Below are 21191 nucleotides of genomic sequence, written 5' to 3'. Positions count from 1 at the left end.
TATACGATGTCAAAAGAAATAAAAAACGTAGAATACGGATTAGAAAAAATATTCGAAGGTGCACAAGATTTTCTTCCACTTCTTGGTACTGATTATGTAGAATTTTATGTGGGGAATGCTAAGCAATCGGCCCACTTTTATAAAACAGCTTTTGGGTTTCAATCGCTTGCGTATGCAGGACTTGAAACTGGTGTTAAAGACAGAACATCCTATGTATTGGCTCAAGATAAAATTAGGCTGGTGCTTACAACTCCGCTTAAGAGCGATTCGCCAATAAATGAGCATTTAAAAAAACATGGAGATGGTGTAAAAGTAATTGCACTGTGGGTAGAAGATGCTACTAAATCATTTGAAGAAACCACTAAACGTGGTGCAAAACCTTTTATGCAGCCTACTGTAGAAAAAGACGAGCATGGAGAGGTGGTACGCTCCGGCATTTATACCTATGGCGAAACAGTACACATTTTTGTAGAACGAAAAAATTACAAAGGCACATTCATGCCGGGGTACAAGCCTTGGAAGTCGGATTATAATCCAACGCCAACAGGGTTGAAGTTTATCGACCACATGGTGGGGAATGTAGGTTGGGGCGAAATGAATCAATGGGTAAAATGGTACGAAGATGTAATGGGATTTGTAAACTTTTTATCGTTTGACGACAAACAAATTCATACCGAATACTCGGCATTGATGAGTAAAGTAATGAGCAACGGAAATGGACGAATTAAATTTCCAATTAACGAGCCTGCAGAAGGAAAAAAGAAGTCGCAAATAGAAGAATATTTAGATTTTTACGAAAGCCCCGGAGTGCAGCATATAGCAGTTGCTACAGACGATATTATAAAAACAGTTTCTGAATTGCGCGCCCGTGGGGTAGAGTTTTTATCAGCACCACCACATGCTTACTACCAAGAAATACCGAAGCGTTTGGGTAGTCACATGAGTATAATGAAAGAGGACATTAACGTGTTAGAAAAACTAGCTATTCTTGTTGATGCCGATGAAGAAGGATATTTACTACAAATATTTACCAAACCTGTAGAGGACAGACCTACCTTGTTTTTTGAAATTATACAACGAATGGGTGCACGTGGGTTTGGAGCCGGAAATTTCAAAGCATTATTCGAATCTATAGAACGAGAGCAGGAAAAGAGAGGCACGCTGTAGGTTAGGCAGGTTTTTTTACCAATATTTTCTAAATTTTGTTAGCTATACTAGCGAAACTTAAATTCTTATTGAATAGTTCAAATGAATAGTCTGTGGTCTCTGAGCTAAACGAGTCATTAACCTATGGAAGCATAGGTTAATGACTACGGTATAAAACTGCTAGAAAATTTCATCTCGCGATTTTTGTTTTATAATCAATTTGTGAAACCGACTTTTTAAGGGACGACTAATTTATCTTAATCAACTCCACTTCAAAAATCAAATCGCTTTTTGGAGGTATTGCACCAGGGTATCCTTGTTCGCCATAGGCAAGGTTGTATGGAATGTAAAATTTGTATTTAGCGCCTTCCTTCATTAGTTGCAAGCCCTCTGTCCAGCCTCTAATAACTTGATTTAATCCAAAATCAATTGGCTTACCACGTTGCACACTGCTATCAAAGATGGTTCCATCAAGAAAAGAACCGGTATAATGCACTTTTACATTACTCCCTTCAACAGGAGTAGCCCCTGTACCTTCTTTTAAAACGATATATTTAAGTCCTGAAGCTGTAACATTGGTAAATTCCTTCATTAATTTTTCTGCGGCAGCTTTTGATTTTGCTTCTTTTTCCAATGCTTTTTTTGCTGCATTGGCCTGTTCTTCCACAAATTTCTTGCTTGCATCAAATGCCTCTGCTTCTTTACCTTTGCGCAAAATAATAAGACTAATAATCGTATCGTTCATTACAATTTTATTAACCACATCTTGCCCTTCAATTACATGTCCAAAAACGGTATGTTTGCCATCTAGCCAAGGTGTAGCAACATGTGTGATAAAAAACTGCGATCCGTTAGTGCCAGGACCTGCATTTGCCATACTTAATATTCCGGGGCCGCTGTGTTTTAATGAAGTGTCAATTTCATCTGCAAATTTATAGCCGGGATCTCCAGTGCCAGTACCTAAGGGGCATCCACCTTGTATCATAAAATTGGGAATTACACGATGAAATTTTAATCCATTGTAATAAGGTGTATTCTCAGGCTTTATATTGTTTTTTATACTTCCTTCTGCTAGTCCTATAAAGTTTGCTACCGTTAAAGGTGTTTTCTTAAACTCAAGGTTTGTGTAAATAATTCCTTTGTTAGTTTCGAATTTTGCATAAATTCCGTCTGCTTGTTTTTGTAGAAATTCTTTATCCATTTTGGTAAGTTTTATTTTTTTAGGTTTACTAGATGCAACAACACTAAAAGATGTAATTGCCACTAATAATATAATTACTTTTTTCATGTGAAAGATGCGCTTTTGTGTTTAACTAATTTGAGAAACTATGCTTCTGTTGCTTGCAGGTTATGCGTATTGAAATAATGCTTTACATCTTTAATTTTAGATGGATTATTTACATAATCTTCAAACTCTGCTCTGAAGTGACGAATAGCACTAGCCACAGGCCATGATGCAGCTTCTCCTAGAGGACAGATGGTTTTACCTTCTATCTTGCTTTGTATATCCCAAAGTAAATCTATATCTGCTATTGTACCATGCCCCTCAACTATCTTATGTAAGATTTTCTCCATCCATCCGGTTCCTTCACGACAAGGAGAGCATTGCCCACAACTTTCGTGATGGTAGAAACGAGTAAAATTCCATAAATTTTTCACAACACTTGTTGTTTCATCCATCACAATAAAACCTCCGGAGCCAAGCATGGTGCCAGTTTGAAAACCTCCATCACTCAAACTTTCGTATGTCATTAGGCGCGGCTCACCTTTAGCAGTTTTCAAAATTAATTCCGTTGGAAGTATAGGAACAGAAGAACCTCCGGCAACAACGGCTTTTAATTTTTTTCCATTTTTTATTCCTCCACAGTAGGCTTCCGAATAAATAAATTCTTCTACAGGTACACCTAACTCTATTTCGTATACTCCGGGCTTATTAATATGTCCACAAGCAGAAATCAACTTTGTTCCTGTACTTTTCCCAACTCCAATTTTAGCGTATTCATCGCCTCCCATATTTATAATGGGTACAACAGCAGAAATTGTTTCTACATTATTCACTACAGTTGGTCTTCCCCAAACACCTGCAATAGCAGGGAAAGGAGGTTTTATTCTAGGATTGCCTCGTTTGCCTTCCAATGATTCTATCAATGCAGTCTCTTCACCACAAATGTAAGCTCCACCACCTGGATGAACATACAAATCTAAATCGAAACCGCTTCCTAAAATATTTTTACCAAGATAGCCCGCATCGTAAGCCTCTTGTATAGCTTTTTCCAGAATATGAAATACATACAACATTTCGCCTCGTATGTATATATAAGAAGTATTCGCACCTAGAGCAAAACTTGAAATAATCATACCCTCCACCAATAAATGAGGCTTGTGTTGCATTAAAAACCTATCCTTAAATGTTCCAGGTTCACTTTCGTCTGCATTACAAACCAAGTGTCTTGGCACTCCCGGAGGCTTTGCAATAAAACTCCATTTCATGCCAGTCGGGAAACCGGCTCCACCACGACCTCTTAAACCTGATTTTTGCACCTCAGCAACTACTTCTTCGGGTTTCATTTTTAAAACCTTTTCCAATGCTTGATATCCGCCATGTTGCTTATAAACAGGAAGTGTATCTATGCCCTGTGTATTTATATTTTCTAACAAAAGTTGTTTGCCCATACTTTTTGTTTCTTGTTTTGGGTTTATTGTTTCAAGTTGTCAATTCTTATTGTCATTCCCACATAAAAGGGAATATTGTTTCTACGCCTTTATTTTATCCTTTGCCCAATGGGATACCGGTTCTGTTACTGTTGCACGACATTCATTTAAGATACCATCCATTTTTTCAAATGTTATATTCTCATGGTATTTCTCTCCAATTTGCACAACAGGCGCTGTTCCGCACGCTGCAAGACATTCAACCGTTTTCAATGTAAACATCCCATCAGCAGTAGTTTGTCCTTCTTTTATGTTTAATTTTTTCTCTAAATACTTCACTAAATCTTCGGCACCTAACAACCAACAAGGACCAGTCCTGCAGACTTCTATTAAACATTTTCCTACAGGTTTTAAATTAAACATACTGTAAAAGCTCGCTACTTCATACACCTCAACCGGTTGAATTTTTAATAAGCTCGCTACGTAATCCATTGTTTGTGAACTCAGCCAACCTCCAAACTCTGCTTGTGCAATATGCAACACCGGCAGTAGCGCGGATTTTTGCTTCCCTTCTGGATAGCGTTTAATTATTTTGTTTACCAATTCTAAGGCTTCGCTTGAAAATTTTATTTCCATAAACTTTATTTCTTATTTTGAACTTCGAGTTTTGAGTTAAACAACTCATAAACACGAAACACATTAAACTATTTTACGCATCCAATTCCCCCGCAATCACATTCATACTACTCATAGTTAGGATAGCATCACTTAGCATACTTCCTTTAATCATTTCAGGATACGCTTGGTAATAAATAAAACAAGGTCTTCTGAAATGCAAGCGGTACGGGGTTCTGCCGCCATCGCTGATTAGATAAAATCCTAATTCACCATTGCCGCCTTCTACTGCATGATACACCTCACCTTTAGGAATTACGGTTTCTCCCATAACAATTTTAAAGTGATATATTAACGCCTCCATGCTGCTATAAACCACCTCTTTGGGTGGCAAATAAAAATCAGGAACATCCGCGTGATATACTTTATCTTTTATTTGCTTCACTTTTTCAATTGCTTGCTTCATGATGCTTAAGCTCTCCCACATTTCTTGTTGGCGCACCATAAATCTATCGTATGTATCTCCATTTGTTCCTACTGGAATTATAAAATCAAATTCTTCATACGATGAATATGGATTCATTACGCGCACATCATAGTCGACTCCTGCTGCACGAAGATTAGGACCTGTAAAACCATACTGCAATGCGCGTTCAGCAGCAATTGGCCCACAACCAATTGTACGATCCATAAATATCCTGTTTCGCATCAAAAGATTTTCAAATTCTTTTAAAACACCAGGTAACTCATTCATGAATTTCTCTAATTTCTTCCAACAGGTTTCAGAAAAATCTCTTTCCAATCCTCCTATACGCCCAACATTAGTAGTTAATCGAGCTCCGCATATTTCTTCATATATCTCATAAATTTTCTCACGCTCTTGAAACACATATAAGAAACCTGTCATTGCACCTGTATCTACACCAATTACACTGTTACAAACTAAATGATCTGCAATACGCGCCAATTCCATAATTATTACACGTAAATATTGCACACGCTTCGGAATCTCAATTCCTGCAAGCTTTTCAACCGTCATGTGCCACCCCATGTTATTTATAGGTGAAGAACAATAGTTCAACCTATCAGTAATTGGAGTTATTTGATTATATGGTCTGCGCTCTGCAAGCTTTTCAAACGCCCTGTGAATATAGCCAACTGTAGGTTCTGCTTCCATTATAATCTCACCATCCATTTTCAATACATTTTGAAAAATACCATGTGTAGCTGGATGCGTGGGACCAAGGTTAAGTATCGAGTAATCTTTTTCTTTTATTTCTTTGTCGGTAATCATAAAAAAACATTTTCAAATTTTCAAATCAGCACACTTTCAAATTGTATTATCGTCCAAACATCTTGTCGTTCTTATCGGTGCGGGTATCGTCTTCTAGTGCATATTCTTTACGCATTGGATGATAATTCATCTCATCCATATTTAATATTCTTCTCAAATCAGGATGCCCTTTAAATTGGATGCCAAAAAAATCGTACTCCTGACGCTCCATCCAGTTGGCTGTAGGAAACAAATCTGTTACAGTAGGAATAGAAGTGTCGTTCTTTGAGAAAAATGTTTTTATGCGAATACGCCAGTTTTTAGGCATATTATGCAATTGATACATTATGCCAAATTCTTGTCCCTCGTTATCTGGAAAGTGCAATGTGCACATGGTAGTTAAAAACTGGAATTGCGTATCTGCATTCTCTTTTAAAAACTGCAATATGTCGTGAGCTTTTTCTCTTGAAACAACAAACACCGGAAAATCGTAGTGCTGTTCAGCCGAAATAATTGCATCGCCAAATTGCGTTTTTAATTTTTCGTGTATTGTTGTTAAAAGTGTTGTATCGGTTGTAGTCATACTAAATTTTATAATTTATTTGTTACATGCCGTATTTAGCAAGCAAATGAGCGTATTCAGGAGAATTTCTTCTTCTCAAACTTTCGTTGCCAACCATATTTTGGATTTGCATTATTCCATCAATAACCTGCTCCGGTCTTGGAGGGCAGCCTGGAACATATACATCTACTGGTATAACTTTATCAATACCTTGTAAAACACTATAGGTGTCGAATATTCCACCACTTGAAGCACAAGCACCCATTGATAGAACCCACTTAGGTTCTGCCATTTGTTCATAAACTTGCCTTAAAACAGGAGCCATTTTTTTTGCGATGGTTCCCATTACCATTAGTAAATCTGCTTGACGAGGAGAAAACGAAAGTCGCTCGGAACCAAATCTTCCTAAATCGTAATGCGATGCCATTAATGCCATAAACTCAATGCCGCAGCAAGAGGTAGCAAATGGCAGTGGCCAAATAGAATTTTTTCGTGCTAAGCCAACGGCTTTATCAAGCGATGTGGCAAAGAACCCTGCACCTTCGTGTCCATCGGGTTTTTCAGCTATGTGTATTTTGCTCATAAATTCGGAAGAAAGTTCTAAATAATAAATACTAAAATTCTAAAAAAAATACTTCGAGTTGATTCGTGTAATCATTATCAAATTGGTATTACTCCCATTTTAGCGCCCCCTTCTTGATAATGTAGGTAAAGCCAATCAAGAAAAATGCAATGAATAAAAGCATTTCGAAAAAAATTGCAGGTCCGCCTTCTGACATTAACTCCTTAAAATTAACTGCCCATGGATACATAAATATTACTTCCACATCAAACAACACAAAAAGAATTGCGACTATAAAATATTTTATAGAAAATGGAATGCGCGCATTGCCCTGCAACTCAATACCACACTCAAATGTGTCGAGTTTTTTTTTGCCTTTTAATTTTGGTCCAAGGGCGTGTGTTGCAAACATAGTAAGTCCAACAAAGCCTAGTGCAATAATTAATGTTATTACAATTGGAACATAATCAATAAATGCTTGAGACGTGTGCATAAAATTCTATTTAATGAATAACACTAATTTAACTAATAATGTTCATTAAATGAAAAATACAGATATAACTTAATTAATGATTTTTGCTGAAAAGAAATTGGTTAGAAATAGAAAAGGTGTACTAAGTAGTTAGTACACCTTTTCTATTTTGTTTAAAAAAATTATTTTTTAATAAACTCCCCGGTTTTATTATCGTAGTTTATGTAATAAACACCTTTAGAAAGATTTGAGCAATCTATTTGTTTATTTGTACCTCTTTTTACCACATTTCCATATTGGTCAAAAATTTCGTACATAGTTTCTTCAGAAAAAACGAGCTCTTTAGAAACCTTTTGTGGAGAGAATGTAATTTCCGATTTTGAAGACATGTAATCAACAGGTTTGGAAATTCGAGCTACGTTAGAATAGTCAACTTGTTTTACTTTAAATTGATTTTTTCCTGAATGTGGTGTTATTTTAAAGGAATATGAATTTTCAGACGGTGTTCCATTGCCTTCTACTTCACCAACTTTAACCCATTTATTCCATCTAAACTGTTCAACTATATATGGAAGTTTTCCGTTCTCATTCTTTGCTGTCCACTTTAAAACTTCGTCTTTTTCAATCTTCATACTTACAATCTCAAAGGAACTTTTTGGTTTTAAAACTTCCGGATTTAAAACGCGTGGCTTGCAATCGTCTTTATGCTTAATTTTCACTTCAATTCTATCTCCTAGTTTAAATTGAAAATTTTTAAAATCAACTTCAAAGGCACTTGAGTTAATCTCGTCAGTTGTTACTTGGTCGTTTACCGTAACTTCATATACGCAAAAACCTACTCCGCTTCCTGCAAAAGGATTGTTCACATACAAATTTTTTCCTTGATAGGTACCTTCTAACACAATTACTCCGCCTGCAAAGGCTGTATTTAGTGAAGAAATCAGCGCAACTAAAACTATAACTATTTTATTCATGTTATCCTTAAAATCAATTAGATACGATATCACAATATTAAAATTCTATTACAATAAATCAAAACAATTTACTAAAAACATCTTGAATTTTTTAGTGGTCTTGTTTTTAAATGTACCATAAAGATATATTTATTTCTTAAACTACAAAATTAGGCTTCAACTTTCTTTTGTTGGCGTTTTCGTTCGTTTTCATCTAAGTGGATTTTTCTTAAACGAATTGATTTCGGTGTTATTTCTACATACTCATCAGATTGTATATATTCCATAGCTTCTTCCAACGAAAAATTAATTTTAGGGGCGATACTCATTTTTTCATCGCTGCCTGAAGCACGCATATTTGTTAGTTTTTTCCCTTTAGTAATATTAATTACTAAATCGTCTTGGCGAATGTTTTCTCCAATAACTTGTCCAGCGTATACTTCCTCTGTAGGTTCTACAAAAAACTTACCTCTGTCTTGCAATTTATCTATGGAGTATGCAACTGCCGTGCCAGTTTCTCCAGATATTAGCACACCTGCAATTCTTGATGGAATTGGACCTTTCCAAGGTTCGAAAGCTTTAAATCTATGGTTCATTACCGCTTCTCCTGCAGTAGCTGTCAAAATATTGTTTCTTAAACCTATTAATCCACGAGATGGAATGTTAAACTCTAAATGTACCCAGTCTGCTTTTGGTGTCATTACAACCATTTCGCCTTTTCGCTGACTTACAAATTCAATTACCTTACCGGATGTTTCTTGTGGGGTATCTACGTATAAAATTTCTACCGGCTCATGTTTAACACCGTCTATGTGTTTGATAATTACTTGTGGTTGCCCTACTTGAATTTCGTAGCCTTCTCTTCTCATTGTTTCAATTAGGATAGACAAGTGCAGAATACCTCGTCCGAAAACCATGTAAGAATCTGGAGAGTCAGTTTCTACCAATCTCATGGCAAGATTTTTTTCTAACTCTTTGAATAGTCTATCTCTCAAATGGCGTGAAGTAACAAACTTACCTTCTTTACCGAAAAATGGAGAATTGTTAATTGTAAAGAGCATACTCATAGTAGGCTCATCAATATCAATTGGAGGTAATGCTTCCGGATTTTCAAAATCGGCAAGTGTATCGCCAATTTCAAAACCTTCAATTCCAGTAACTGCACAAATATCGCCAGCTTTAACTTCTTGTACTTTTTGCTTTGCCAAACCTTGAAAAACAAAAAGTTCTTTAATTCTTGATTTTATTATTTTACCATCTCGTTTTACGAGTGATACCGGCATATTTTCCTTTACTAATCCTCTATACACACGTCCTATGGCAATCCTGCCAACAAATGTGGAGAAGTCTAACGATGTAATTTGCATCTGCAAAGTACCTTCATGCATAGGCGCAGGTGGTATTTTTGCAAGAATAGTATCTAATAAATAAGTAATGTCTGTGGTTGGGGTTTTCCAGTCAGGTCCCATCCAATTGTGCTTGGAAGAGCCATATACGGTAGGAAAGTCAAGTTGATCTTCCGTTGCATCTAAGTTGAAAAACAATTCCCAAACATTTTCTTGTGTTTCATCCGGACGACAATTTGGTTTGTCTACTTTATTTACAACCACAATTGCTTTTAATCCTTTTTGAAGTGCCTTTTGCAATACAAAACGTGTTTGAGGCATTGGTCCCTCGAACGCATCAACTAATAGGATTACGCCATCAGCCATGTTTAATACACGCTCTACTTCTCCACCAAAGTCGGCATGGCCCGGAGTGTCGATAATGTTTATTTTTACACCTTTGTATGTAACAGAAACGTTCTTCGCTAGAATGGTAATTCCTCTTTCGCGCTCTAAATCATTGTTGTCAAGGATTAGCTCGCCCATTTCTTGATTTTCTCTAAATAGTTTTCCTAGTAATAATATCTTATCTACTAGTGTTGTTTTACCGTGGTCAACGTGCGCAATAATGGCAATATTTCTGATACTTTGCATATATAATTGTTAAGATGCGCAAAACTACTATAATTTTGCAATAAATTACCATTCCTAAGCATTAAAACAACAGTATGTTAAAGAATAATAAAGCCAATTCGCTCATAAATGAAACAAGTCCATATTTGTTGCAGCATGCATATAACCCGGTAAACTGGTACGCTTGGACAGAAAGTGCGCTTACAAAAGCTGTTGTGGAGAATAAATTGATACTTATTAGTATTGGCTATTCGTCTTGTCATTGGTGCCATGTGATGGAGCGTGAGTGCTTTGAGGACGAACAGGTGGCTAAACTAATGAACGAACATTTTGTGTGTATAAAAGTAGATAGAGAGGAGCGTCCGGACATAGACCAAGTATATATGGCGGCTGTTCAGTTGATGAGTGGACAAGGAGGTTGGCCTCTTAATTGTTTTGCATTGCCCGATCAAAGACCTGTATATGGCGGAACTTATTTTCCTAAGGCAAAGTGGATGCAAGTATTATCTACGTTGGTGGACATCTATAAAACAGAGCCCGGTAAAATGTATGAATATGCAGAACGCTTAACAGATGGTATAATCAAAACAGATAGCGTTGTACGGATTGAACAAACAGAAGGATTTGATATATCTATTTTGAAAGCCTGTATGGATAATTGGAGCGTAAGATTTGATGAGGAGTTTGGTGGACCGGCAAAAGCACCCAAATTTCCGTTGCCCAATAATTACATTTTTTTAATGCGTTTGGCAACTCTAAACAAGTATAAAATATCATCCAATATTGCTTCTTCTAGCCCTAATGCAATTGATTCGCCCAAATTACTAGAGCACGTTTTTTTGACACTGGATAAAATGGCAATGGGCGGCATTTACGATCAACTTGGAGGTGGGTTTGCGCGCTATTCAACGGATATGGAATGGAAAGTGCCACATTTTGAAAAAATGTTGTATGATAATGCACAGTTATTATCGTTGTATGCAGAGGCTTTTCAGTGCACTAAGAAAGAACTGTACAAAGAAGTAATTGAGCAGACTATTTTGTTTTTGACAACAGAAATGAAGTCGGCAGAAGGATTATTTTATAGCGCATTGGATGCAGATAGCGAAGGCGTGGAAGGAAAATATTATGTGTGGACTAAAAAAGAGCTTGAAAATGTATTGGGGGAAAATTATTTATTGTTTGCAGATTATTTTAATGTAAATGAATTGGGCTGTTGGGAGCACGATAATTATATTTTGCTAAGAAATGCTGAGTTAGTAGATTTTGCGGCACGGCAAAATTTGTCGGTAGCACAAGTGCAAGAAAAAATAGAAAATGCCAAGAAAAAATTGCAGCAGGAAAGAAATAAGCGTACAAAGCCCGGATTGGACGATAAATGCTTAACCAGTTGGAATGCGCTGCTACTGAAAGGTTTTGTAGATTCTTATTTTGCCCTGCAGAATGAACACTATTTGCACAATGCTTTGCAAATAGCAGCGCTGATAGAGCGTAGTGTAAAGATGCCAGATGGTGGATTATTTCATTCCTACAAAAACGGGAGCGCAACTATAGAGGGTTTTTTAGAGGATTATGCATTTGTGGTGGAAGGATATATTGCATTGTACGAGGCCACCGGAAATGAAGAGTGGGTAGAGAAAGCAAACAGTTATGTTTCGTATTGTTTCGATAATTTTTTCGATTCTGCTTCCGGAATGTTTTATTTTACTTCCATTAAATCGAAAGCATTAATTGCCCGTAAATATGAAGTGTCTGACAATGTTATTCCTGCATCAAGCTCTTCCATTGCGAAATCATTGTTTTATTTAGGCAATTTACTAGACAATGAATATTACCGCACTGTAAGTTTGAAAATGCTAAACAATACAATCCCTTTATTAAAGGAATATGGCTCCGGATATAGCAATTGGGGCATCTTGTTGTTGCAACAAATTTTTCCGTTGTATGAAATTGCAATTGTGGGGAATGATGCAAAAAAAAATATTCTGGAGTTTTCTAAAAAATATATACCCAACAAAATGTTTATAACTAGTAGTAGTGTACAAACAAAAATTCCTTTATTAAAAGATAAATTAGAGGCAAAAGAAAACACCATATATGTTTGTACCAATAAAACATGTAAATATCCTACACATACTGTTGATGAAGCGCTTAGGCAAATCCACAATTAACTATTATTTTCTTTTTTCTTTTTTGCTTGGCGGACATCCGTTGTTTTCACAATTTGTTTTTTCGCCTAATCACTTGAGTACTTCTCCTAATCAAGGCTTGGAGTTTAACCAGTTTGAAAGAGCAGTTGTGCAAAAAAATAAAGTAAGAGCGATAAAAATAAATTACGCTGTTAAGCCCGATAATCAGCCTATTAAGGACTATAACTTTTACGACCAGTTCTTTTTTAACGAAGAAGGTCAGCTTATTCAATCCATGAGAGTTGAAGAAAGAAAGATTGTCGGAAAGGACGATGAGCAAGGCAATGGACGTAAGCATATTGTCAGCGATTCATCTATTACCTATTACCATTATAACAAAGAAGGTAATTTGCAAATAAAACGTACGCGGCTAGAAACCGGCTTTACTAGTTGGTATTACGAGTATAATGACGGAGGTTTTGTCTCAAAACTTACTAATGTGCGAGAGCAGAATGTTGGTAACCACATAACTAATTTTATTCCATCAGCACAAGTTGTTATTTCATTAGAAACATTTGCTTACGAGCGTTTGCCAAACTATCAGTTTAAGGTAAAATGTTTTAATGACGAGAGTAGGATATATAAAGAGATTATAAAATATTTTTCTGACGATAATTTACTTTTGCGTGAAACCCACGATTTTTCAATAGGTTGGGTGCATTTAGAAAATATATATTCTTATAATACCAAGAAGCAATTGACCGAAAAGGTTTATTCGTCAAATGCAAGTGGAGATATGAACGAGAAATACACTATTGGTTATACAGAAAATGGTCAATTAAGTATAATTAGTAAATACAAAAGCAATGAACTAGTGTTTCAGGATAATTTTATTTTTTATGATAATGGACTCTTGAAATCACGATTGTCTAGAGATGAAAAAAATAAGAAAATAGATATTTATAAGATTAGCTACTATTAATGTGTGCGGCTTAGCGCGCCAATGCGATTAAGTTAAAGAATTTGGGCACGAAGTAAACATGCCCGCCTACTGCAAAGGATTCTCTAGTTTTTTAAAAATAACATCAAGTAGTTGGCGTATAGCGTGCAGCTCTGTTGCTAAATCGAGGTTGTTTTTCTTTTTGCTGTTTTTCTTCTTGCCGTATTTTGTTCCCGAAGATTTTCTATGCGCAGCTTGTTCTTCATTGGCATAGGTTATAACAACAGACGGAGAGTAGTATTCAAAGAAATTATAATTAAGTGCATGCGATAGTTTTCTAAGTAATTCGGCATCAATAGATTTTCGTTTGTAAATACCGGCAATGTTTTGTTTGGAGGTGTGAACTAATTTGCCCAACTCAGTAGGCCCCATGCGCAGCTCTTTGGCTCGCTGCCGTATTTTTTCTCCAATGTGTACGCCCATCCCACAAAATTGAGAAACACATGGACTTTTTACACTTTTATTTGTATGTTTAATATTTACATTGTAAATTATATATTTACTATTTTGTAAAAAGCAATTTGTAATGATTAAACGTCCTAAGGAAATTTGGATTTTTATTATTCTTTGGTTTATTCTAGGACCAATAAGCATGGTTTATTGTACTATTACAGGAGCTGTAGTAATGTGTTTTGCAGAAATTATATACTGGATTTTTTTAGGAAATACCATTATTAAAACTCTTTTAGGCTCTCAATTAGTAGGTGTTGGTGGTGTATTAGGTGCTGTAGTTTGGTTTGTAATTGTTTGGCTTCTTATTCACTACATTATACCAATAATTTGGGGAGCAAATGCAATAAATAGTTATAATGAAGATATTGAACTGGAGGCGGAGTTAATGGCGAAGCGGAATAATGAAATAAAAACAGATCAGGCAAAGCGCTTAAATTTAGAAAAGGAATCTCTGCACAATAATAATGGAGATGTTTTAAAGCAACTAGAGCAGGTCCTTCTTTTAAAAGAAAAAGGTGTGCTTACGGAAAGGGAGTATGAATATCAGAAAGAAGAATTGAAAAAGAAACTATTAATTGGGGATAATAATTTAGAGATAAAGGGTGAGGGCAATAATGAGCACAAAGAACAAGGGGCTAATGCCGAACAACCTTCAATACCTTATTTGCCTCATGAGAGAAAAGATTCTAGTGGCATTAGCACCATAGTTGCTCTAGGCATCGTATTGTTTTTAGTCCTATTTGCAATAATCTGCTTTTATTTTTCAAAGAATTACAAATCTGCATCAGCCCCCTCAGTCTCTGAGACAACTTCAGAAATAAAACAGGTTGAGAATGATACGATTCAACGGAATATAGCTTTAAATGTAACTCACGAAAGGCAATTGCAAGATAAATCATATGGTCAGAGTTCGCAACGGGACAATAAAAAATTAAATAATAAAGATAGATCTTTAGAATTAGAGCTATCGGCAATTTATTCAACAGATGATTTGTTAACAAATGAAAACATTGTAAATATAGTGTCTTCCAAGGGGATTTATACTCAAAAAGCCTTGTTTGATTATAGCTATATACATGAGCACTTCATGAAATATTTTTGTAGCGAAGAAAATTTACGCGAAGACGTATATAGTTTCTCTTGTTATGGGGCAGAAGTAGGGTGTTGTTTGGTCGAGGTATCGGCACTTGATGATGGATACAAAATTAAATATAGTTGGCAATGTTGTAATCAATAAATGTATAATGAGTAAAGGTTTAAAAATATTTATATTTACATGTATCTGCGTTGTACTAATTTCATGTAAAGAAATTTCAATCAATAATACGACTGAGTTATTATCGGATGACTTCGATTCATTTATTGGAGAATGGATATTGTGCAAATCAAATCCAAGCTTGATTGCAGAACGTAAGCTGCCATTTGTTGGCGAAGATTATTCAACAAATCCAGCAATAGAAGTACAATTAACAATTTCCAAAACAGGAAATACTTATAAAACGGAATATCTTCTAACTATTACAGAAAAGGGAGAAACAAAAAGAATACTTGTTTCAGAATTGCTAAGGAATAGTCTTAGAAAAAATCATGGTTTAAATATTAATGCTGATTCTGCAATGATGTATATTGCTAATAGCGACAAAAACTTCCTTATCAACCAAGTAAATGTTTTAAAAAATATATTTCTTATTGAATACGTAGAAAATGATAAAATGCTCTGTGATAGGATGTTTGGCTGTTTTAGGAGAAAGTAGTTTAACTTTAATATTATGAAAATGAAGAATAAGAATATTGTTAAGCCGTCAGAAACGGAAATTGCTCGATATGTTCAGATGTGGTATTCCGAAGAAAATAAAAATTATATTGAACAAGAGAGTGCGCTCAAAAAACTATTCTTGATTACGTATCCTAATAATATAGATTTAGATGATGTTTTAATAAAAGTATGTTCGCTAAATGATTTTTACAGCACTCATATTTTTTCACCATTTGCTGTGGCCAAGCATATAATTTCTCTTGATATTGACAGGAAAATTAAACAAGGAGATCTTGGTATAGTTAATAAAATTGCAATGGTAAAAATGAATGGAGTGCAGAAAAATTTTTACTCATTCGCAACCAAATATTGCAGCCATCATTATCCAAACTTATATCCTATTTATGATTCCTATGTAGGGAAAATACTTTTGCACTTTAAAAAAGAAGATTCGTTTTGCGAGTTTGGCAAAATAGATTTAAAAGAGTACACAAAATTTAAAAACATTCTATTAAGTTTTCGCACATTTTATAATCTTGAAATTTTTACATTAAAAGATATTGACAGATACTTGTGGTTAGCAGGAAAAGAGCATTTTAGGAAAACTTATTAATTGATATGAAGTAAAAGTTCGCGCTAACTAGGGCATAAAAATCTTTTAATGTCTTAGATTAATCGATATACTTCAGTTGTTTTATGAGGTGATTCGTGATTATCAAAAACCACCTCTGTTATTTCATTATCTATTAATTCGATTAGTTTAGAAGGCATACAATAAAAAGGAATTAAAATTGTATTCCTTTTAATCTCAAATAAGACTATATTATTATTCCATTCTATACCTTTAGCTTGAACCGTCTGAATATCTTTATTTTCTATAAGCAGAGACTCATTTAGTTTTAAAAAATTCGTATCATCTAAGTGCTGTCCCTCAATTCTCTCAAAATATTTTATTGTATGATTCTTAAAAAATTTCAAGTAATTAGTTTTCTTATAGACGAAATATATGCCAGCATGATAATCAATTTTTGTTTCACCAATAAACTGATAGAGAGATTCCGTATTTATTCTTCTGAAAAAATTGTCCATTTTTTATTTTTTAAATATTCCAGTACTTATTCCTGTACTATAATCAAACCCATAATTTATAGCATTCATTTGAATAAAGTCCAATTCACGCTTATAGAATCCAGTTCTAGAATTAATTGGATCACTCCATATTACTATTTCGTCTCCTGTAGGCAGCTAAGCTGCAGCGTTGCATTGTGTGCTGGTGCTTAATGCCTTAATGTTTTTATTAGATAAGCTTGTTTCCTTTTTGTAGGCAAAGTTATTAGCTTGTTTGGTATGAAGTAAAATTACGCGCCTACTGAGTTGAAAAGCTTACTGGTTACTTTGTCGACTATCGAGGGTTAAATCACACTTTGCCCTTCTATATAACGCTGAATTGTTCCAAGAACAAATAATATATTTTTTCTACTGAACCACTCTACATTAGATAATAATGGCTCGAAAAGCAATAAACTTATTTCGTTATTATCAACCGTAAATTTAAAGCTCAAACTGCCTCTATCACTTAGTAAGTAAATTGAATAATTTTTGTATTCATATCTCAAATGAAAGTACATGCCAAAATTTTCATCTTCCTTTAAGAGCCACTCGTTCATGTTGTTTTTTAAAAACTCATTTATTACCTCTTTCGCATCAGAATAGCTTAAAAAGAACTTATTATCAAATAAAACATTATTTACCATATTGTTTTCCATAAATTATTTCCTAGATTAGTCATTGTTCCTCCAAGACCTCCTTTACTTAAAGGAAGGGGGGGGGTAATACTTGAAGGAATTGGTTTCATGAATGAACAACTTCATTTTGAATGAATTCAATTCTGCTCCAATGACAGTCACAAATCAAAAAATTATCCTTTATTGTAAATCCAGAAATATCGAATCCCTTTAAAATATCAATTTTTGCGTTTACCTTAAAATACAATTGGCGAAAATGATAGTCTTCTAGTTTGCTTTCTAAAGTCTTATATCCAATTTTCAAAATCTCTTCAATAATTTTATTGATAGGTTCACATGCGGGGCATTTGTCAATTATTATTTTCATTATTGTAATGGAATTTCTTTTACAAAAGTTATTTTATTAGCAAAATCATCAACAAACCCTTTAGGCAACTAAGCTGCAGCGTTGCATTGTGTGTTTGTGCTTAACCTCTGGAGCTACTCCATTACAAAAAGTTTCGAAGTATTCTTTAGTGGCCCTTTATTTATAAATGTAGCGTCTTTTTGAGCAGATAAAATTTCACTTTTAGATAGCTTTTTTTGAACATATTTTATTCTTTTGATATTATTTTGTTGAACATCTTGGGCGCAACTATTTTTATGCTCATTATAAACAAGAAACCACACATAGCTTAAGTAAAAATCTTGTTTTAAAACAAATCCATCCAAATACATTATTCCCAATGAATTTCGGACTTCCAAAACTCTATTATAAGGGTCATCCATGCTACCGATGTTTTGGCAAGCTATTTCAAGTAACAATACAACTGCACTATCTATTTTTCTACTATCATAATACATAACATATTTATTAAACATACACTCAATATTTTTCCTTTTAGCACAGCTATCAATAAAATTTATTAATGCCACTTCACCATAACTACTATTTATATGGTCTAAATAGGCTCTGTCTATAATTTGCGTAAAACCTTTTTGAAAAAACATAAAGACAGAACAAAAAAAATAAAAACTTAAATTCCTTTTTAATTTCATCTATTATTCATTTAGAATTTATACTACTATATGTTTACATTATTCACAGTATAATGTGCACAGCTTGTGCAGTCTTCCCAGTAGGTAGCTAAGCTGCAGCGTTGCATTGTGTGTTGGAGCTTAGGCCTAATTTTTTTATAAGCTCCAGCTTATTTATTTTTGGAAGCAAAGTTATATGATAGTTTGGTATGAAATAAAAGTTCGCGCTTACTAGGGTACTCCAAAGGCTTCCATCAAGTAATAATGTTTGAATAGCACCTCCTGTAGTTGAATATCCCCTCTGTGTGGTAGGAGCTATTATAATTCTATAGGTTGTTGCTGATTGACTTGTGGTAATCTTATAATCGCCACTCATCACTAAAACAAAAGTATGTATTTGCCGTTAATTGCTTAAAAAATGCAATCTAGTAATCGGTATTCAATAAAATTACATTGCATTGTTTTCTTTGTCTAGTATATCATACAAATCACTAATTCTGTTTTTTATTAAATAACTATTGTCAGCTGAAAAAGAAAATTCATCTAAGTAACGATTGGCGCTTCGCAAAAACTCTTTTAAATTTTCTTTATCACTCTTATTAGAATAAGCTACAAACATACTGTAATACTTATTCAAATAATTTAAGTATTCTAAAGCTGATTTGTTAAGCTTAGCTTCGTTTGCAACTAATTCTAATAATTCATTGTATTGTTTTTTAAATAATTCTGTTTCTACCATGGTAATTGAATTTGTTGTACGGAATTTTTAAATGAATTATCCCCCGTAGGTGCTAAGATTTTCTTAGTACCTTTTAATTTTTGTAAGCTTTGCTTATTTTAAATAAGCCCATCTTACAAGAACTGTTGCGCACTAAGCCCAAGACAAATAGCATAGCTTCAGCCCTGCCTGGAGGTAGGTTAGCACGTGCAGAATTATTGATTTACGAGATTTTTCGTTATAATCCTTCTATTTCCTTCAACAACTCTTCTCTAAAACCTTCATTTATTTCGTAATAAAGTACATCATTGATAAACTTCATTAAATCTTTTCCATTAAAAATAGTTCGGGCAAGCTTTAACGCTTCATATGCTAAAATTTTATCAAGTCTACCGCTTATTGCCTCTATCCCTTTATTGTAACCCATTTCGTAACGCAAAGCTTCTATTTTAGTCAATATCTTTTTGATCAATTCAACATTTGATAATTCCTTCTTATTTATAGCATTTGTTGAACTTATAATTAAATCAAATTTTTCTAATACCGATAATTCTGAAATTCGATTTAGATTATTTTCTATATAATTAATTGTATTCATCATAATTATTGATTAGGTATAATAGTCTTAACTTTTAGAGGAGCACTCCATTTACCTCTATCAATTACAAGCATTTGTTTTCCCCCTCCAGTTGTTGTGTAGGACTTTTCCAATGTATTAGCTATTGTATTTTCAAATGCTTTTGCTTGTTGAGTTGCAGTAATTTTAAATACATCATATTCAATTGAGTGGCTTATTAATGGTAGTCCTAGTCTTTGCTCAATATTTGAGGCGGTTTCAAGAGCTTCATACTCTGATTTTGTCATAAAAAAAGGAGTATAGGGGGTCACACTCTCTCCCTTAGGTACTATTTTATATAGTTCATCTCCAATATTAAAATGCTTTTTTAATGGAACTGAACTCCCTGAGTTTATTAATTCATTTAGATATCCCTGCTTAGTTGCATTATCGATAGCTGTTGGATATTCACCCAACATCTCCGTATAGATTGCATTTGGAACATCAATTTGTTTTAGACCTTGAGACTTAAAGTTTAAAATATCAAAGGGTCCATGTTGTGATTTTAAATTATTCAACCAATTAGTGCGCTTAGTAAGCAAATCCCCCATCATGTTTACCTCCCTCCATCCTACATTCTTACCCGCATCTTCTAAAATCTCTAATTCTCCATGTTTAAGGGTGTTGGAAGCATCATAGAAATCAACATTGTTTATCTTTTGCAATACTTTTGTATTGCTGGCTGTACTCGGCATCCACTGAATTGGCCGTATCGCATTTTTCGAAATATCGAAAACCGCGATATTTACATTTAAGGAAGTAGTTAAATAAAATATCTTGGCTTGCTTGGTAATTTTGTAGCTCAATTTTGAAACAGCCTTATTTACCTTACCAAACACCTTAGGAATTTTAGAAAGTAGATTAGCCGTCTTTTGAATTGTAATTCCCCCCTTTAAAATTGCAGCTCCACCATCGGTTAATACTGCAGAGGCAATATCAAAAACTAATTTACCTTGATTGTATCTGCAATGCGGTTGAAAACAAGTAGTACTATCCCACCAATTACCCAGCTCTTTATAAATGGCCGTTTTGACAGATGCTCTATAAGCATTATCTGTTGCATAGTTGTAAATAAACGTCCCTGTTTCTCCAATTTTTTCATTTAATTCATAACACGATGGCGTAACCACTCCTGCAGGAGTCATGCACACACACAACTGAGCAATTGTAAAGACACTTTTAATCGTATTGTAAGCTCCATCGATAATTCCGGAAATTAAAGCTGGGTCGCCTTGGGGATTGTAAACATATTCATTTTCCCACCAGCAAGGAGGTATAATGCCATCGTGTGCAAGATATTGTGTATAACAATTATTGCCCAATGCTGAGCGTAACCATGAATCGAAAAACGCAGCATCTTCATCGCTATCGCCCCAGTTGTAAATAGGATTAGGGCTATGAATTTGCTCCCACTCCATCCTCGTCAACTCTTCTCCAGAAGCGTAGTCCATGAGCAACCCCGAAGAGCCTTGTGTTATTTGCGGGAACGGATGCTCCAAACCAAAGGCTCCATGCGCTAATTCGTGTGCCAGAGTTTTCACATCGGCAGTTTGAGAAACAAATC

Annotated in this window: 24 protein-coding genes; 6 read left to right on the top strand and 18 right to left on the bottom strand. The window is 34.6% G+C overall.

Features of this window, described 5'->3' with window-relative positions; translation table 11 throughout:
• Positions 1-6 precede the first annotated feature (6 nt).
• Positions 7-1167 (top strand): 4-hydroxyphenylpyruvate dioxygenase, encoded by a 1161-nt coding sequence (gene hppD / locus J0M08_05455; protein MBN8702487.1) that lies wholly within the window; start codon positions 7-9, stop codon positions 1165-1167.
• 226 nt (positions 1168-1393) lie between these two features.
• On the opposite strand, the gene J0M08_05450 is transcribed toward hppD, so the two are convergent.
• From J0M08_05450 to typA, 9 genes are all read right to left on the bottom strand, one after another.
• On the bottom strand, positions 1394-2347 hold the full coding sequence (locus J0M08_05450) for a peptidylprolyl isomerase (protein ID MBN8702486.1): 954 nt from the start codon (positions 2345-2347) through the stop codon (positions 1394-1396).
• A 125-nt stretch (positions 2348-2472) separates the two neighbouring features.
• Positions 2473-3819, bottom strand: coding sequence for an NADH-quinone oxidoreductase subunit NuoF (gene nuoF, locus J0M08_05445; protein ID MBN8702485.1), 1347 nt, complete (start codon positions 3817-3819; stop codon positions 2473-2475).
• 81 nt (positions 3820-3900) lie between these two features.
• On the bottom strand, positions 3901-4434 hold the full coding sequence (nuoE, locus tag J0M08_05440) for an NADH-quinone oxidoreductase subunit NuoE (protein ID MBN8702484.1): 534 nt from the start codon (positions 4432-4434) through the stop codon (positions 3901-3903).
• A 73-nt stretch (positions 4435-4507) separates the two neighbouring features.
• Positions 4508-5707 (bottom strand): NADH-quinone oxidoreductase subunit D, encoded by a 1200-nt coding sequence (locus J0M08_05435; GenBank protein ID MBN8702483.1) that lies wholly within the window; start codon positions 5705-5707, stop codon positions 4508-4510.
• 46 nt (positions 5708-5753) lie between these two features.
• Positions 5754-6269: an NADH-quinone oxidoreductase subunit C gene (locus tag J0M08_05430; GenBank protein MBN8702482.1), complete on the bottom strand. Its 516-nt coding sequence runs from the start codon at positions 6267-6269 to the stop codon at positions 5754-5756.
• 22 nt (positions 6270-6291) lie between these two features.
• The gene (locus J0M08_05425) at positions 6292-6831 is read right to left on the bottom strand and encodes an NADH-quinone oxidoreductase subunit B (protein MBN8702481.1); all 540 of its coding nucleotides are present in this window, start codon (positions 6829-6831) and stop codon (positions 6292-6294) included.
• An 88-nt stretch (positions 6832-6919) separates the two neighbouring features.
• Positions 6920-7303, bottom strand: coding sequence for an NADH-quinone oxidoreductase subunit A (locus J0M08_05420; GenBank protein ID MBN8702480.1), 384 nt, complete (start codon positions 7301-7303; stop codon positions 6920-6922).
• Between the two features lie 161 nt (positions 7304-7464).
• Positions 7465-8247 carry a hypothetical protein gene (locus tag J0M08_05415; protein MBN8702479.1) on the bottom strand — a complete coding sequence of 261 codons (783 nt, stop codon included), beginning with the start codon at positions 8245-8247 and terminating at the stop codon, positions 7465-7467.
• Between the two features lie 158 nt (positions 8248-8405).
• On the bottom strand, positions 8406-10214 hold the full coding sequence (gene typA, locus J0M08_05410) for a translational GTPase TypA (GenBank protein ID MBN8702478.1): 1809 nt from the start codon (positions 10212-10214) through the stop codon (positions 8406-8408).
• Positions 10215-10288: 74 nt separating this feature from the next.
• Between typA and J0M08_05405 the strand changes: the two genes are divergently transcribed.
• Positions 10289-12364: a thioredoxin domain-containing protein gene (locus J0M08_05405; protein ID MBN8702477.1), complete on the top strand. Its 2076-nt coding sequence runs from the start codon at positions 10289-10291 to the stop codon at positions 12362-12364.
• Positions 12336-13304, top strand: a complete 969-nt coding sequence (locus J0M08_05400) for a hypothetical protein (protein MBN8702476.1) — start codon at positions 12336-12338, stop codon at positions 13302-13304. The genes J0M08_05405 and J0M08_05400 overlap by 29 nt, the downstream gene beginning before the upstream one ends.
• A 66-nt stretch (positions 13305-13370) precedes the next feature.
• On the opposite strand, the gene J0M08_05395 is transcribed toward J0M08_05400, so the two are convergent.
• Positions 13371-13745, bottom strand: coding sequence for a helix-turn-helix transcriptional regulator (locus J0M08_05395; GenBank protein ID MBN8702475.1), 375 nt, complete (start codon positions 13743-13745; stop codon positions 13371-13373).
• 103 nt (positions 13746-13848) lie between these two features.
• Here J0M08_05395 and J0M08_05390 point away from each other — a divergent pair, with 103 nt between their 5' ends.
• Genes J0M08_05390 through J0M08_05380 form a run of 3 tightly spaced genes read left to right on the top strand, consistent with a single transcriptional unit; the run spans position 13849 to position 16144 of the window.
• Complete coding sequence (locus J0M08_05390) at positions 13849-15012, top strand: hypothetical protein (protein ID MBN8702474.1); 1164 nt, start codon at positions 13849-13851, stop codon at positions 15010-15012.
• A gap of 7 nt (positions 15013-15019) precedes the next feature.
• Entirely contained in the window at positions 15020-15529 is a 510-nt protein-coding gene (locus tag J0M08_05385) for a hypothetical protein (GenBank protein MBN8702473.1), read from the top strand.
• 15 nt (positions 15530-15544) lie between these two features.
• Positions 15545-16144, top strand: a complete 600-nt coding sequence (locus J0M08_05380) for a hypothetical protein (protein MBN8702472.1) — start codon at positions 15545-15547, stop codon at positions 16142-16144.
• A gap of 53 nt (positions 16145-16197) precedes the next feature.
• Here J0M08_05380 and J0M08_05375 read toward each other — a convergent pair whose 3' ends face one another.
• From J0M08_05375 to J0M08_05340, 8 genes are all read right to left on the bottom strand, one after another.
• Positions 16198-16620, bottom strand: coding sequence for a hypothetical protein (locus J0M08_05375; protein ID MBN8702471.1), 423 nt, complete (start codon positions 16618-16620; stop codon positions 16198-16200).
• 323 nt (positions 16621-16943) lie between these two features.
• On the bottom strand, positions 16944-17297 hold the full coding sequence (locus J0M08_05370; protein ID MBN8702470.1) for a hypothetical protein: 354 nt from the start codon (positions 17295-17297) through the stop codon (positions 16944-16946).
• Positions 17298-17382: 85 nt separating this feature from the next.
• Positions 17383-17643, bottom strand: a complete 261-nt coding sequence (locus J0M08_05365) for a hypothetical protein (GenBank protein ID MBN8702469.1) — start codon at positions 17641-17643, stop codon at positions 17383-17385.
• A gap of 113 nt (positions 17644-17756) precedes the next feature.
• Complete coding sequence (locus J0M08_05360) at positions 17757-18314, bottom strand: hypothetical protein (protein MBN8702468.1); 558 nt, start codon at positions 18312-18314, stop codon at positions 17757-17759.
• Positions 18315-18402: 88 nt separating this feature from the next.
• Complete coding sequence (locus J0M08_05355) at positions 18403-18669, bottom strand: hypothetical protein (protein MBN8702467.1); 267 nt, start codon at positions 18667-18669, stop codon at positions 18403-18405.
• A gap of 72 nt (positions 18670-18741) precedes the next feature.
• A complete protein-coding gene (locus J0M08_05350) occupies positions 18742-19032 on the bottom strand; it encodes a hypothetical protein (protein MBN8702466.1) in 291 nt (96 codons plus the stop codon).
• Positions 19033-19249: 217 nt separating this feature from the next.
• Positions 19250-19612 (bottom strand): hypothetical protein, encoded by a 363-nt coding sequence (locus J0M08_05345; GenBank protein MBN8702465.1) that lies wholly within the window; start codon positions 19610-19612, stop codon positions 19250-19252.
• A 2-nt stretch (positions 19613-19614) separates the two neighbouring features.
• Positions 19615-21191, bottom strand: a 1577-nt coding sequence (locus J0M08_05340) for a hypothetical protein (GenBank protein MBN8702464.1), incomplete at its 5' end; no start/stop codon positions are given.

The organism is Bacteroidota bacterium (genome assembly GCA_017303975.1).
Classification (GTDB): Bacteria; Bacteroidota; Bacteroidia; order JAFLBG01; family JAFLBG01; genus JAFLBG01.
This window is presented reverse-complemented; position numbering and strand designations above follow the sequence as displayed.